Raw genomic sequence first — 13,557 nt, 5'->3', positions numbered from 1 at the left:
CCTGAGCCAGGATCAAACTCTCCGTGAATGCTGCAAACAGCACACACGAGAGCGGCACAACCAGGAGGAATAATCCCAGTGTGCACAGCATCCTCGCAGTCTGTATCAAAGAAATCCACGCCCCCCACAAACAAGGGGACGGGGTATCAACATATCTGGCGTTGACTTTTAGCACGCTGTTGAGTTCTCAAAGAACGGACGCTTCCTTCGCAACCCTTTCACAGGCCACTCCGGGCGCTTCCCTCTCGGTGATCCCGACGCTATCAAACTCCTTGCCCCGTAAGGAAATTGGGGCTTCAGGTCCGAGGCCGGGGGCTCGGACCGAGGGACGACAGTAGCGGTCCCCGGGAGCGGGAGCAAATCGGCCGGGTGGAGAACGCCTGGTGGGCGGGGGTGGGGAGGCACACGCCACATGCCGCGCTCACACGGAGCGGGCCGTTGCGATGACTTACTCTGCAGATCGGTGCGCCGTCCAGGCCTGATGGAGACGGCGGCTGCTCGTCCCCCTCGGGAGGCATCCCATGACCACTGTGACGTCCCCCCTCTCCGGTGCCGCTGTCGGGCTTTCCGCGGTGCCCGATCCCGTCTTCTCCGGCTCGATGGTGGGCCCCGGCACCGCTGTGGACCCCGTGCGGGAGCCGACCGTGGCTGTCTCGCCCGTCGACGGCATCATCGTCTCGCTGCATCCGCACGCCTTCGTCGTGGTCGACACCGACGGACGCGGGGTGCTGACCCATCTGGGCATCGACACCGTCCAGCTCAACGGCGAGGGTTTCGAACTCCTTGCCGCCAAGGGGGACTCGGTGGAGCGTGGACAGTCCATCGTGAGCTGGAACCCCGTCGCGGTCGTGGACGCGGGCAAGTCGCCGATCTCGCCGGTGATCGCTCTCGAGGCCTCCCCGGACGCACTGGCGGCCGTCGTCGAAGAGGGACCTGTCGAGACGAGTACGACGCTCTTCAAGTGGAAGTGACGCCGTGCCCTGCCGTCGCGGGGTGAGGCCGGGTACCCGTGAAGCCCAGCGGTGACGGACCCACCGCATCGACAGGAGATGAGAGAGATGGACGCAGCCCTGCGAGGCGTCGGCGTGAGTCACGGAGTGGCGATCGGTGAGGTCCGGCACATGGGAACGGCCGTGCTGGAGCCGCCGGCCGAGCAGATCGCCGAGTCCGAGGCGCCGCGCGAGCAGCAGCGTGCACGCCAGTCCGTCGATGCCGTGGCCAACGACCTGTCCGCGCGGGGCAATCTGGCGGGTGGAGAGGCGCAGGCCGTCCTCGAGGCGCAGTCGATGATGGCGCAGGACCCCGAGCTGATGGCCGACGTCGAGCGCCGTATCGCTGTGGGGAGCACCGCGGAGCGGGCCGTGTACGACGCGTTCGCCGCCTACCGGGCTCTGCTGGCGGGTGCGGGCGAGTACCTCGCGGGGCGTGTGGCGGACCTCGACGACGTACGCAACCGGATCGTCGCGCGGCTGATGGGGGTCACCATGCCGGGAGTGCCCGACAGCGACCGCCCGTTCGTGCTCTTCGCGCGTGATCTGGCTCCTGCGGACACGGCCCTGCTGGACCCGGGCCTCGTGCTGGGTTTCGTGACGGAGGAGGGCGGTCCGACGAGTCACAGCGCCATCCTGGCCCGGGCGTTGGGGGTGCCCGCCGTGGTCGCTCTGCCAGGGGCGTGCGAGGTGGCGGAGGGCACGGTCGTCGCTGTGGACGGGAGCACGGGCGCCGTCTCCGTCTCCCCCAGCGAGGAGGAGCAGGCCGCACTGCGGGCCGAGGCGGCGGAGCGGAGGGCAGCGCTCGACGCCGCGAAGGGGCCGGGAGCCACCTCGGACGGGCACAGGGTGCCGCTGCTGGCCAACGTCGGCGGGCCGGGTGACGTCCCCGCGGCCGTGGAGGCGGGCGCCGAAGGGGTGGGGCTGTTCCGGACCGAGTTCCTGTTCCTCGAGGACAGTACGAAGGCGCCGTCGGAGGAGAAGCAGGTCACGGCGTACCGGCAGGTGCTGGAGGCGTTCCCGGAGGGGCGCGTCGTGGTGCGGGTGCTGGATGCGGGGGCGGACAAGCCGCTGGACTTCCTGACGCCGGGGGACGAGCCCAATCCGGCGCTCGGAGTGCGGGGGTTGCGGACGCTGCTGGACCACCCCGAGATCCTGCAGGGCCAGCTCACGGCGCTCGCGAAGGCCGCGGAAGGGCTGCCCGTGTACCTCGAGGTGATGGCCCCGATGGTGGCGGACCGCGCGGACGCCAGGGCGTTCGCCGAGGCCTGCAGGACGGCCGGGCTGCAGGCGAAGGCCGGGGTGATGGTGGAGATTCCGTCCGCGGCTCTGCGTGCACGGGCAGTGCTGCAGGAGGTGGAGTTCCTCTCTCTGGGCACGAACGACCTGGCGCAGTACACCTTCGCGGCGGACCGGCAGGTCGGTGCCGTCTCCCGGCTGCAGGATCCCTGGCAGCCCGCGCTGCTGGACCTCGTCGCGTCGGCCGCCGACGCGGCCCGGGCCGAGGGGAAGAGCTGCGGGGTGTGCGGCGAGGCGGCGGCCGATCCGCTCCTGGCGTGCGTGCTGACGGGGCTCGGCGTGACCAGTCTTTCGATGGGGGCCGCGTCGATCCCCTATGTACGGGCCACTCTTGCGAAGCACACTCTCGCTCAGTGTTCGCGCGCCGCGGACGCCGCCCGCTCGTCGGACAGCGCGCAGGAGGCCAAGCTGGCCGCGCAGGCGGTGCTCTCCGGCGAATAGGCAGCCGCCGCCCCTGCCGGAGAGCACAGCGGCTGCCCGCCGGGCGGTCTGCGTCAGCAGTGCATCGGGCCTCCCGGGTGAGGCAGGCCGAACCCCGGGGCGTGGTCGACGCCGGGTTCGGGGGCCAGGGGCTCCCTCGTCGCGGGATCGGTGCAGTAGGCGGTGAAGACCTCGGATGCCGTGAGCGGGCGCAGCCAGCACCCGGCTTTGTCGAGGGACCATCCGCGGACGGTGTCGCGCGCCGGGCCCGTCTCTCCCTCCGCGCCGGCGTCCGTGCGGAGGACGACGCCTCCGGCGCTCGCCGTCGCGAATCCCGCCGCCAGTGCGGTGGCCAGGGCGAGGGCCGCCTGTTCGGGGGCGCGGAGTTCCCCTCGCGGCGTACGGCGCACGTCCAGCGCGGTGACGAGGGGCGCCCCCGGGACCGCGACGCTCGCGACGAGATGGTGGGTGCCGCAGCCTGCCCGCTCCAGCAGTGACGTCAGGGCGTGGGCGGCGCGGTCGAACGCGGCTTTGCCGATGTCGGTTCCGCACCGTGCGCACGAGCCCGAGCGGGCGAGGATCTCCGTGCCCGCATGCCAGGTGAGCCGGCATGCGTGTGCTTCTCGGAGCGCCGGGAGCAGGTGCCGGAGCGCCTGGCCGCGGTAGGGCATCGCGGTGCCGGACGCGGCGACCTCTGCGACGTAGCGGACGCGGCTGTCCGGCGTGTCCGGGTCGATCTCCTGGGCCTGGCAGAACAGTTCGTAGTCGACGGGGTCGAACAGCACTACGTGGGCCGGGATCTTCTGGGCTCTCAGCGCGCGCAGCAGCCCTTCCAGCCGGCGCAGGTACCTGCCGTGCTCCTCGAAGGCGAACGAGTCGTACGCGCGCATCCGCGCGAAGTGCGCACCGTCCGCGAGCACCGGGACGATGCTGGGCACTTCGCGGCGCAGCGAACGGCGGGCCCTGCGCTTGCGGCTGCGGGTGTGAGCCATGGTCTCCCCCTGATTCCTGCGGTCACTGCTCACTCACAGTAATCAGGGGGTGTGACAACGGCGTGCCGCCGGCGGGTCAGCCGGTGCGCTCCTTCGACAGCTGCTCGTAGAAGCGCAGCAGCTCCACGTCGTCCACGGAGCCCGGGTTGACGGCCTTGTCCAGGCGGGCGCCCTGCAGGAGGCGCTTGACCGGGACTTCGAGGCGCTTGCCGGTGAGGGTGTGGGGCACGCCCCGGACCGCGATGACCTCGTCGGGTACGTGCCGGGGTGAGAGCGCCTCGCGGATGGTGGCCTTGATCCGGTCCCGCAGGGCGTCGTCGAGTACGGCGCCTTCGGCGAGGTGGACGAAGAGCGGCATCCAGTAGCCGCCGTCGGGCAGTTCGACGCCGATGACCAGGGATTCGCGGATCTCGGGGAGCCGTTCGACCGCTTCGTAGATGTCGGCCGAGCCCATCCGCACGCCCTGCCTGTTGAGCGTGGAGTCGGAGCGGCCGTGGATGACGACGGTGTTGCGGCCGGTGAGCGTGATCCAGTCGCCGTGCCGCCAGACGCCCGGGTACATCTCGAAGTAGCTGTCGCGGTAGCGCGATCCGTCGGGGTCGTTCCAGAAGCGGACCGGCATGGACGGCATCGGCCGGGTGACGACGAGCTCGCCGACCTCGTCGGTGAGGGGTTCGCCCTGCGGGTCCCAGGACTGCAGGTCGGTGGCGAGCGAGGGTGCCTGCAGCTCGCCGGTGTGGACGGGGAGCGTGGGGACCGCTCCCGCGAAGCAGCTGCACACGTCGGTGCCGCCGCTGACGGACGCGATCCACATGTCGTCGGAGATCTCGTCGTGGATCCAGCGGAAGCCGTCGGGCGGCAGCGGCGAGCCGGTGGTGGCGACGCACTTGACGCGGGAGAGGTCGAGGTCGCGTCCCGGGTGGATGCCGGCCTTGCTGCAGGCCATGACGTACGCGGCGGAGGTGCCGAAGAAGGTCGTCCCGGTGAGTGCGGCGACGCGCCACTGCCCGGAGACGTCGGGGTGGCCGGGGCTTCCGTCGTAGGTGACGACCGTGCATCCGGTGAGCAGGCCGGAGACGAGGTAGTTCCACATCATCCAGCCGGTGGAGGTGTACCAGAAGAACCGGTCGCCGGGGCCGATGTCGTTGTGCAGGGACAGCTGCTTGAGGTGTTCGAGCAGGATGCCGCCCTGCGACTGGACGATGGCCTTGGGAAGGCCGGTGGTGCCGGAGGAGTAGAGCACCCAGAGGGGGTGTTCGAAGGGCACCTGCTCGAATACGGGCGAAGCGTCCTCGGAGCCGGCCGGGGCGGCGACGAGGCCGGACCACTCGAGCGTGCCTTCGGGGGCGTCGGTGCCGAGGAGCGGCACGTGGACGACGGCGCGCAGAGTGGGCAGCTCGCGGCGGAGTTCGGCGACGGTCTCCCTGCGGTCGTGCTCCTTGCCGCCGTACCGGTAGCCGTCGACGGTGAACAGCACGACCGGCTCGACCTGCTGGAAGCGGTCGAGGACGCTCCGCGCGCCGAAGTCGGGTGCGCAGGAGGTCCACACGCCGCCGACCGCGGCGGTCGCGAGGAGCGCCACCGCGGCTTCGGGGACGTTCGGCAGGTAGCCGCTGACCCGGTCGCCGGGCCGCACGCCGAGGCGGCGGAGTTCGGCGGAGAGCGAGCCGACCTGACGGCGCAGCTCGCTCCAGGTCACGGTGCGCGGCTCGTGCTCCTCGTCGACGTGCAGCAGGGCCGGCTCACCGGCCCGTGCGGGGTCCTCGGAGGCGCGCAGCGCGTGCTCGGCGTAGTTGAGCGTCGCCCCGGGGAACCAGGTCGCGCCGGGCATCGCCGAGTCCGCCAGCACGGTCTCGTACGGGGAGGAGAAGCGCACCTCGAACCACTCGGTGAGGGCCTTCCAGAAGGCGGCGAGTTCGTCGACGGACCAGCGGTGCAGCGCCGCGTAGCTCGCGGCGGGGTCGTCCGGCACGGCGGCGGGGGCGCCGTGGTGCTCGGCCGCCCAGGACTGGAACCGTGTGATCTGCGCAGCAGCGACGCGGTCCGGGCCCGGCTGCCAGAGGGGCTCCGGCGTGACGGGCTGCGGCTGCGGTGTGCTGTGCGCGGTGGTCATGGGGGCGGCTCCCGGTCCGGCTCGTCTGGCGGTACTCCGCATGGGCGCGGCGTACCGGTGGGCGTACGTACGGATGGTCAGGACGATGCCACGCGATCACCCCATGCGCCAGGGCGGACGCCACATGCCTCCTTGATCCGGAATGTGGCGCCACCACGGTCCGGAGTGCTGGACGCGGCGGCAGCACGGCCCGGGCGGTCCCGAGTGGAGCAAGGCGTTCCGGGGGCGCAGGGGCGCACGTCAAGAGCTGATGGGGGCTGGATGAACGCCAGTTGAACGCCCCTGACGGGCTCCCCCGGTCCTGGCACTCTGAGGAGCATGGATGCGCGTGACCTCGTGCGGTCGGTGATATGGGTCGGGACGGCATGGCGGGAGAGGCAGGCGCGCACTCCGTGGGGACGCCGGCGCGAGGGTGCCGAGGCGCTGCGGCAGGCCAGGACGGAGCGGGCCCGGGTCCCCGGGGCCGCGTGCGGCGCGCAGGCGCGGCCGGGCGGCGGGGTGATCCGGTTCGAGCGCTCCACGCTGTGCGTACGGGTGGCGGTCGGCGGTGCCGTCTTCCTCGGCTGGGACGGGGCGGAGCCGGCGCCCTCGTACGCGCTGGCCGATCCCGTGCCGGAGCCGGACGGGCGGGCGGAGCTGGAGCCGGACAAGGCAGGCGGATGGCGGGTGGTCTCCGAGCGGCTGCTGGTGACGGTCTCCCGGCACGGGGCGGTGGAGGTGCGCACCCCGGGGGGCGAGCTGCTGCGCAGGGAGCTGCCGCCGCGGTGGTGGGAGAGCACGGCGACGGGCGGGGAACGCGGTCCCGCCGGCGGGCACCGGCCCGGAGGTGGCCCCGTAGCGCCCGGTCACACCGGCGGTGGGGAGCCGCCGCCCGGCTCCGCGGGGCGCGCGAGGTGGCTGCAGCGGTCCGAAGTCGCCGCCGACGCACGCTTCTTCGGGCTCGGTGCGCGAGCATGCGGCCCTGCGCTGCGCAACGGCTCGTACCGCCTGTGGAACGCGGACCACGGCCCGGCGGGTCCGGACACCGGTCCGCTGCCCGTCACGATGCCGCTCCAGCTGGTCGTCGCGGACGTGGGAACCCATCTGGTCTTCCACGACAACTCCTGGGACGGACGGGTCACGATCGCGGAGGGCGAGGAAGGGCGCGGCTCGGGGCACGACCGTCCCGGCCGGAGCGAGACCCGGATGGACGGCGGTCCGCTGCGCTACTGGGTGATCGCCGGTCCCCCGGCGCGGGTGCTGCACGGATGGGCGCGTCTGTCCGGTGCGCCGGCGCTGCCGCCCGGCTGGGCGCTGGGGCATCAGCACAGCGGCAGCGGTACGGGCACCGAGCGGGAGGTCCGTGCCACCGCTGCCGCCTACCGGGACAGGGGGCTCCCTCTGGCGGCCGTGCATCTGGGTGCCGAACACCTCGACGCCTGCCGCGCGTTCACCACGGACACCGCGCGCTTCCCCGATCTGCCGTCGCTTGCCGGGGAGTTGAGAGCCGGTGGCGTGCGTCTGGTGTCGGTCGTGGATCCCGCGGTGGTGCCGGAACCGGGCAACGCCGTGTACGACAGCGGCACGGCCGTGGACGCCTTCGCGCGGGACGGAGACGGACGGCCCGTCCAGCCCGTGCCGCGGCGCCCGGGGAAGGCGCTGCTGCCGGACTTCACCGAGCCGCGCGTACGGCAGTGGTGGGGCGAGTTGTACGCGGAACGGCTGGCGCAGGGCTTCGCCGGAGTGGCGCACGAGTTGAACGAGCCGTCCCGCCAGGCGGCCCCGGGCGGTGACGAGCGGACGATGCCTCGGCCCGCGCGGCATTCGATGGAGGGGCGGGGCGGGGACCACCGCGAGGCGCACAACGTGTACGCGCTGGCGATGGCGCGGGCCGCTCATGCGGGGCTGATGCGGCTGCGGCCCTCCGAGCGCCCGTTCCTCCTGTCGCGGTCGGGCTGGGCGGGCATGCAGCGGTACGGCGGAACCTGGCCGGGAGAGTCCGCCGCCGACTGGCAGGCGCTCCGGGCGTCGCTGGCATGCGTGGTGGGACTCGGGCTCTGCGGGGTGCCCTATTCGGGGCCGTACATCGCGGGCGTCGCATCCGCACCGTCGCCGGAGCTGTATCTGCGCTGGTTCCAACTGGCCGCATATCTGCCGTTGTTTCGCACCCGCGGGGCCAAGGGTGCGGGCATGTCCGTCCCTTGGGGGTTCGGGACGCAGGTGCTGGCGCACTGCTCCGCCGCGATGGCCGAACGGGAGCGGCTGCGCCCGTACTTCAGCACGCTCGCGCAGCTCGCCCACCGCACGGGAGCGCCATACGTACGTCCACTGTGGTGGCAGCATCCGCGTGACCGCGCGCTGCGCGAGTGCGGCGACGCGTTCCTGCTGGGCGACGCGCTGCTCGTGGCGCCGGTTTTCGAGGCCGGGGCGCGGCGGCGGACGGTGCGGCTGCCCCACGGCCGCTGGTACGACACGGCCACGCGCGCGGTCCACGAGGGGCCGGGCGAGGTGCAGTTGGACGCTCCGCTGTCCCGTATTCCGGTACTCGCGCGGGCGGGCGCGGCCGTGCCGGTGGCGAGTCCGGAAGGGGGCACGGAGCTGGAGGTGTGGCCGCCCGCACCCGGGCGCAGAGGCAGCGGGCTGGTGATCCCCGACACGGGCGAGGGCTGGGAGCGGCAGCCGCCCGAGCGGTTCACGGTCTCCGTGGAGGAGGGCAGGACGGTGGTGACCCGGCAAGACGGCACCGCCGCGGGGTACCCCGTGCGGGTGCGCAACTGATAGACGATGGCCATGCCATTCAAAGGATCGTTCCGCGCGGCACGACTCGCCGCCGCACTGCTCGCCTTCACCGCCCTCGCGTCGGCCGCGCCCGCTGCCGCGGCGCCGTCGGCGGGAACCGTCCAGGACGCCCGGGACCGCGGCACGGCCGAGACCGGGCGAGGGGCCGAAGAGCCCTCCGCCCCCGAAGAGTTCGTCGCTCTCCGGGACGTCGCTCCGACGATCCTGGAGGAGATGCGCTACCGCACGCGGCACAACTTCGTCGGTGAACGCGTCGACGGATACCGGCAGCCCATGTGCATCGTCACCCGGGACACGGCGAAGGCGCTGAGCGCCGCTCAGCACGCCTTCCTGCGGAAGGGCTACTCGCTGAAGGTCTACGACTGCTACCGGCCGCAACGAGCGGTCGACCAGTTCGTGGACTGGGCGAAGGACCTGGACGACGAACTGATGAAGGACGAGTTCTATCCCCGGGTGGAGAAGGACCGGCTGTTCGAGGACGGTTACATAGCGGAGAAGTCGGGGCACAGCCGCGGCAGCACCGTCGATCTGACCCTCGTCGAGCTGCCTGCGAAGCCCACACGGCCGTACCGGCCGGGAGAGCCGCTCGTCTCCTGCTTCGCGCCCCAGAGCGTCCGTTTCCCGGACAACTCCATCGACATGGGCACCGGTTACGACTGCTTCGACACCCTGTCGCACACACTCGATCCCCGGATCAAGGGAAAGCAGCGCGAGAACCGGCTGCTGCTGAAGGACACCCTGGAGGGGGCTGGCTTCACCAACCTCCCCGAAGAGTGGTGGCACTTCACGCTGGAGGACGAGACGTTCCCCGAGACGTTCTTCGACTTCCCCGTCTGGCGGCGGGCGTTGCACAGGCATTGAGCAGGACCGTCCCGGCCGGATGTGTTCTCCGCGCGGCCGGGGCGACGGCGGCACGGAATCACCCCCGTGGTTCCCGTGCCGCCGTCTGCTGATGGGGGACGCCGCGACACGGGCTGTGGTTCGGCTCACCCCGCGTCCGGACACGCGTGTGCGCCTTCGGTGACCTGCCCGTGACACTTGTTGCCGCGGTGCAGCTCAGCGGCCGTTCCGCAGCCGCCCCGGCGGCACGGCGGCACGGCGCTCCCGCATGACGCGAGCGTGAGCGGGCCCGCGCGGGCCCGCTCACGGCGTCAGAACGGGTAGTGGGCGTGGTTGCCGGCGAGGGTGACCCAGCGGGTGTTGCTGAAGGCCTCGATCCCCCAGCGGCCTCCGAAGCGGCCGTACCCGGAGGCTCCGATCCCGCCGAACGGCGCCTGCGGTTCGTCGGCGACCGACTGGTCGTTGACGTGCACGATGCCGGTCCGGATTCGGCGTGCCACGCCGAGGCCGTGGGTGGCGTTCTCGGTGATGATGCCGCAAGTGAGGCCGTGCTCGGTCGCGTTGGCGAGTTCGACGGCCTCGTCGTCGTCGGCGAACGTGGACAGCGCGCACACGGGGCCGAACGCCTCCCCCTCGTACAGCTCCATCTCCGGCGTGACACCGGTGAGGACGGTGGCCGGGTGGACGGCACCGCTCGGCTCCCCTCCCCCGGTCAGCACCTTCGCGCCCTTCTCGACGGCGTCCCGGACGAGGGCCGCTACGCGGCGGGCCGACGCGGAGCTGACCAGCGGGCCGATGACGGTACCCGGATCGGTGGGTGCGCCGTGCGGCAGTGAGGCGACCTTCGCGGTGAACTTCTCCGTGAACTCCTCGGCCAGGGAGGCGTGTACGAGGATCCTGTCGCCCGACATGCATATCTGGCCGGCGTTCATGAAGACGGCGAACGTGGCGGCGTCGACGGCGTAGTCCACGTCGGCGTCCTCGAGTACGACGACGGAGTTCTTGCCGCCCAACTCCAGTACGGCGGGCTTGAGATGCTGCGCCGCCAGGTTCCCTATGCGACGCCCGACGCCGGTGGAACCGGTGAAGTTGACGGCGCGCACGGCCGGGTGGGCCACGAGCGCTTCGGCGACCTCGGCCGCGTCCTCGGGGGCGTTGCTGACGACGTTCAGCACGCCGTCCGGCAGTCCGGCCTCGCGCAGTACGTCCGCGACGAAGTACGCGCAGGCGAGCGGGGCGTCCTCGCTGGGCTTGACGACGACCGTGTTCCCCGCCGCCAGGGGTGCGGCGACAGCGCGGGTGCCGAGGATCACCGGCGCGTTCCACGGGGCGAACGCGCCGACGACACCGACGGGTTCGCGGACGGCGAGGCTGAGCGTCCCCGCGTCCTGGGAGGTGAGGACCTCTCCCCTGGGGGCGGTGACCGCCGCGGCGGCCTCCCGCAGCATTCCGGCGGCGAGCTGCACGTTGAACAGCGCCCAGGGCCGGGTGCCGCCGGCCTCGCGGGCCATCAGCTCCGCTGCTTCCTCCGCCCGGGACTCCAGGACGTCCGCGGCCTTGAGGAAGATCCCGCGGCGGGTGGCGGGGGCCGTGGCGGCCCACGCGGGGAACGCGGCGTCGGCCGCCGCGGCGGCGCGGGCGACGTCCTCCGCACGTCCCGCCGCGACCGTGGCGCAGGCCTCGCCGGTCGAGGGGTCGAGGTCGTCCGCGGTGCGGCCGGAGGCCGCCGGGACCTCCTGGCCGCCGATGAGGAGGTCGCGGTGGTCGGTCATCGTCGGTCCCCTTCCGAGGCGGCGTGCGGTCGTGCCGGTCCGCGCTCCGTGCCGGCGCTTCGGGCCGTCTCCCGGCCGGAGGTGTCCCGGGCGGGAGGAGCGGGACCGCGGTCGCCCGGGCCGGTGGATCAGCGCCGGGCTCGCCGGAGTCTCCGGCCGCGGGTGTCCCGTGTCAACGGTACTTGCGACTTCAACCGTCCGGCGGGCTCCGTACGCGGCGTCCGACCCGCTCCGTCACCCCGGCTCCGGACGACTTCGCGGGGACGGACGCGGAAGGATCCGGCAGATCCCGGCGGTCATTCCGGGGCCCTGCCGAATGCCGGCCGGGCCCCGCCGGAATACGGGGGAAATACGTCTCCGATCACGCCGACACGGCAGGGATGTCAATGACCGGCGCTGTCTCCACGATTCATGATGTCCCTGGCCACGACGGTCTTTTCGCTGTGCAGAACGACGAACAGCCGCACCGCCGGAAAAGGCCGGCGGGACGCGGGTCACGACGCCGGCCGCACCCGACGTCCGCGCCCCGTGACCAGCTTCGGAAACCGTTCGCGAGGGCCTGGCCAGGACCGGGAGCCGGGCGGGCCGGATTCGGGCCGGCGCCCGGCCGAGACGACGAGGAGCCGTGATGAGAGCACGCCGATACGGGCTCCCCGCCGGTCACGTCCCGCCTCCGTCGCCCGGCAGGCGAAAGGGCTCTCCGGAACCACCACGGCGGCGCCCCGCAGCCCGCTTTCTGATTCTCCCGGGGCCTGCCGGTCCTCCGGGCATTCCTCAGCAGTAGATCCGGAAAAGGGGAACGCGTTCATGTCGGACAAATTCGTCGCCGCCATCGACCAGGGCACCACGTCCAGCCGCTGCATCATCTTCAACCAGGACGGCGCGATCGTCGCCGTCGACCAGCGTGAACACCGTCAGATCTTCCCCAAGCCGGGCTGGGTGGAGCACGACGCCACCGAGATCTGGTCGAAGGTGCAGGCCGTCGTGGCCGGCGCGATCGCCAAGGCGGGTCTGCGGGCCGACCAGCTCAGTGCCATGGGCATCACCAACCAGCGCGAGACCACGGTCGTGTGGGACAGGAAGACCGGGAAGCCGGTGCACAACGCCATCGTCTGGCAGGACACGCGGACCGCCGGCCTGTGCGCCGAACTGGGCGGCTCGGACGGCCAGGACCGCTTCCGCGACCGCACGGGCCTGCCCCTGGCGAGCTACTTCGCCGGGCCGAAGGCGCTGTGGCTGCTGGAGAACGTCTCCGGACTGCGGCAGCGCGCCGAAGCGGGCGAGCTCGCTTTCGGCACCATCGACTCCTGGCTCATCTGGAACCTCACCGGCGGCACCGACGGCGGCGTCCACGTCACGGACGTCACCAACGCCGGGCGCACCATGCTGATGAACCTGGAATCGCTGGAGTGGGACCAGTCGATCCTGGACGCCATGCGCATCCCGGCCTCGATGCTTCCCGAGATCCGGTCGTCCTCGGAGGTGTACGGGACGGCTGTGGGCCAGCTCGCCGGTGTTCCCGTGGCGTCCGCGCTGGGCGACCAGCACGCCGCGCTCTTCGGGCAGACGTGCTTCTCGGTGGGCGAGGCCAAGAACACCTACGGCACCGGTTCGTTCCTGCTGCTCAACACCGGGGCCCGCCCCGTCGCCAGCAAGAGCGGGCTGCTGACCACGATGGGCTACCAGCTCAGCGGCGAACCGCCGGCGTACTGCCTGGAGGGGTCGATCGCGATCACCGGCGCGCTCGTCCAGTGGTTCCGCGACCAGCTGGGCATCATCCGGGAGGCCGCCGAGATCGAGACGCTGGCGGCGAGCGTCGAGGACAACGGAGGCGCGTACATCGTCCCCGCCTTCTCCGGGCTGTTCGCCCCGTACTGGCGCTCGGACGCGCGGGGCGTCGTCGCCGGGCTCACCCGGTACGTCACCAAGGGCCACCTGGCGCGTGCCGTGCTGGAGGCGACGAGCTGGCAGACCAGGGAAGTCGTGGACGCCATGTACAAGGACTCCGGAGTGGAGATCACCAGCCTCAAGGTCGACGGCGGCATGACCGGCAACAACCTGCTGATGCAGCACCAGGCGGACGTCCTCGGCGTGCCGGTGATCCGGCCGGTGGTGGCGGAGACGACGTGCCTGGGAGCGGCGTACGCCGCGGGGCTGGCGACCGGGGTGTGGTCCGACCTGGACGAGCTGAGCGCCCACTGGAAGCGGGACGCCGAGTGGACGCCGGACATGACGCCGGAGGTGCGGGAGCGGGAGTACCACAACTGGCGCAAGGCGGTTCAGCGCAGCTTCGGCTGGGTCGAGGACGGCGACTGACACGGGCCGCACGGCGGTACGGCGTGCGGGGCCGGGCG

Annotated in this window: 8 protein-coding genes; 5 read left to right on the top strand and 3 right to left on the bottom strand. The window is 72.2% G+C overall.

What is annotated here, in order from left to right; translation table 11 throughout:
* Positions 1-521: 521 nt before the first annotated feature.
* Positions 522-971 carry a PTS sugar transporter subunit IIA gene (locus IEY56_RS07135; RefSeq protein WP_189036204.1) on the top strand — a complete coding sequence of 150 codons (450 nt, stop codon included), beginning with the start codon at positions 522-524 and terminating at the stop codon, positions 969-971.
* An 87-nt stretch (positions 972-1,058) separates the two neighbouring features.
* Entirely contained in the window at positions 1,059-2,729 is a 1,671-nt protein-coding gene (gene ptsP / locus IEY56_RS07130) for a phosphoenolpyruvate--protein phosphotransferase (RefSeq protein ID WP_189036203.1), read from the top strand.
* A 53-nt stretch (positions 2,730-2,782) separates the two neighbouring features.
* Here ptsP and IEY56_RS07125 read toward each other — a convergent pair whose 3' ends face one another.
* The gene (locus IEY56_RS07125) at positions 2,783-3,700 is read right to left on the bottom strand and encodes a DUF8829 domain-containing protein (protein WP_189036202.1); all 918 of its coding nucleotides are present in this window, start codon (positions 3,698-3,700) and stop codon (positions 2,783-2,785) included.
* A gap of 76 nt (positions 3,701-3,776) precedes the next feature.
* Positions 3,777-5,813 (bottom strand): acetoacetate--CoA ligase, encoded by a 2,037-nt coding sequence (locus IEY56_RS07120; protein WP_189036201.1) that lies wholly within the window; start codon positions 5,811-5,813, stop codon positions 3,777-3,779.
* 318 nt (positions 5,814-6,131) lie between these two features.
* Between IEY56_RS07120 and IEY56_RS07115 the strand changes: the two genes are divergently transcribed.
* The gene (locus tag IEY56_RS07115; protein ID WP_189036200.1) at positions 6,132-8,570 is read left to right on the top strand and encodes a glycoside hydrolase family 31 protein; all 2,439 of its coding nucleotides are present in this window, start codon (positions 6,132-6,134) and stop codon (positions 8,568-8,570) included.
* Between the two features lie 12 nt (positions 8,571-8,582).
* Positions 8,583-9,452: a M15 family metallopeptidase gene (locus tag IEY56_RS07110; RefSeq protein ID WP_189036199.1), complete on the top strand. Its 870-nt coding sequence runs from the start codon at positions 8,583-8,585 to the stop codon at positions 9,450-9,452.
* A 290-nt stretch (positions 9,453-9,742) separates the two neighbouring features.
* Here the strand turns inward: IEY56_RS07110 and IEY56_RS07105 are convergent, their stop codons facing one another.
* The gene (locus tag IEY56_RS07105) at positions 9,743-11,203 is read right to left on the bottom strand and encodes an aldehyde dehydrogenase family protein (RefSeq protein WP_189036198.1); all 1,461 of its coding nucleotides are present in this window, start codon (positions 11,201-11,203) and stop codon (positions 9,743-9,745) included.
* An 807-nt stretch (positions 11,204-12,010) separates the two neighbouring features.
* On the opposite strand from IEY56_RS07105, the gene glpK reads away from it, so the two are divergent.
* Positions 12,011-13,519 carry a glycerol kinase GlpK gene (glpK, locus tag IEY56_RS07100; RefSeq protein ID WP_189036197.1) on the top strand — a complete coding sequence of 503 codons (1,509 nt, stop codon included), beginning with the start codon at positions 12,011-12,013 and terminating at the stop codon, positions 13,517-13,519.
* Positions 13,520-13,557 lie beyond the last annotated feature (38 nt).

The organism is Streptomyces daqingensis (assembly GCF_014645895.1).
In the GTDB taxonomy this organism is placed as follows: Bacteria; Actinomycetota; Actinomycetes; order Streptomycetales; family Streptomycetaceae; genus Streptomyces; species Streptomyces daqingensis.
The sequence above is the reverse complement of the archived record's forward strand: the minus strand, read 5'-3'. Positions and strand labels throughout refer to the sequence as shown.

Excerpts from the sequence above, each read along its gene's own strand:
- ptsP (WP_189036203.1), top strand. The coding sequence starts at position 1,059 with ATGGACGCAGCCCTGCGAGGCGTCGGCGTGAGTCACGGAGTGGCGATC.
- IEY56_RS07135 (WP_189036204.1), top strand. The coding sequence starts at position 522 with ATGACCACTGTGACGTCCCCCCTCTCCGGTGCCGCTGTCGGGCTTTCC.
- IEY56_RS07125 (WP_189036202.1), bottom strand. The coding sequence starts at position 3,700 with ATGGCTCACACCCGCAGCCGCAAGCGCAGGGCCCGCCGTTCGCTGCGC.
- IEY56_RS07110 (WP_189036199.1), top strand. The coding sequence starts at position 8,583 with ATGCCATTCAAAGGATCGTTCCGCGCGGCACGACTCGCCGCCGCACTG.
- IEY56_RS07115 (WP_189036200.1), top strand. The coding sequence starts at position 6,132 with ATGGATGCGCGTGACCTCGTGCGGTCGGTGATATGGGTCGGGACGGCA.
- IEY56_RS07105 (WP_189036198.1), bottom strand. The coding sequence starts at position 11,203 with ATGACCGACCACCGCGACCTCCTCATCGGCGGCCAGGAGGTCCCGGCG.
- glpK (WP_189036197.1), top strand. The coding sequence starts at position 12,011 with ATGTCGGACAAATTCGTCGCCGCCATCGACCAGGGCACCACGTCCAGC.
- IEY56_RS07120 (WP_189036201.1), bottom strand. The coding sequence starts at position 5,813 with ATGACCACCGCGCACAGCACACCGCAGCCGCAGCCCGTCACGCCGGAG.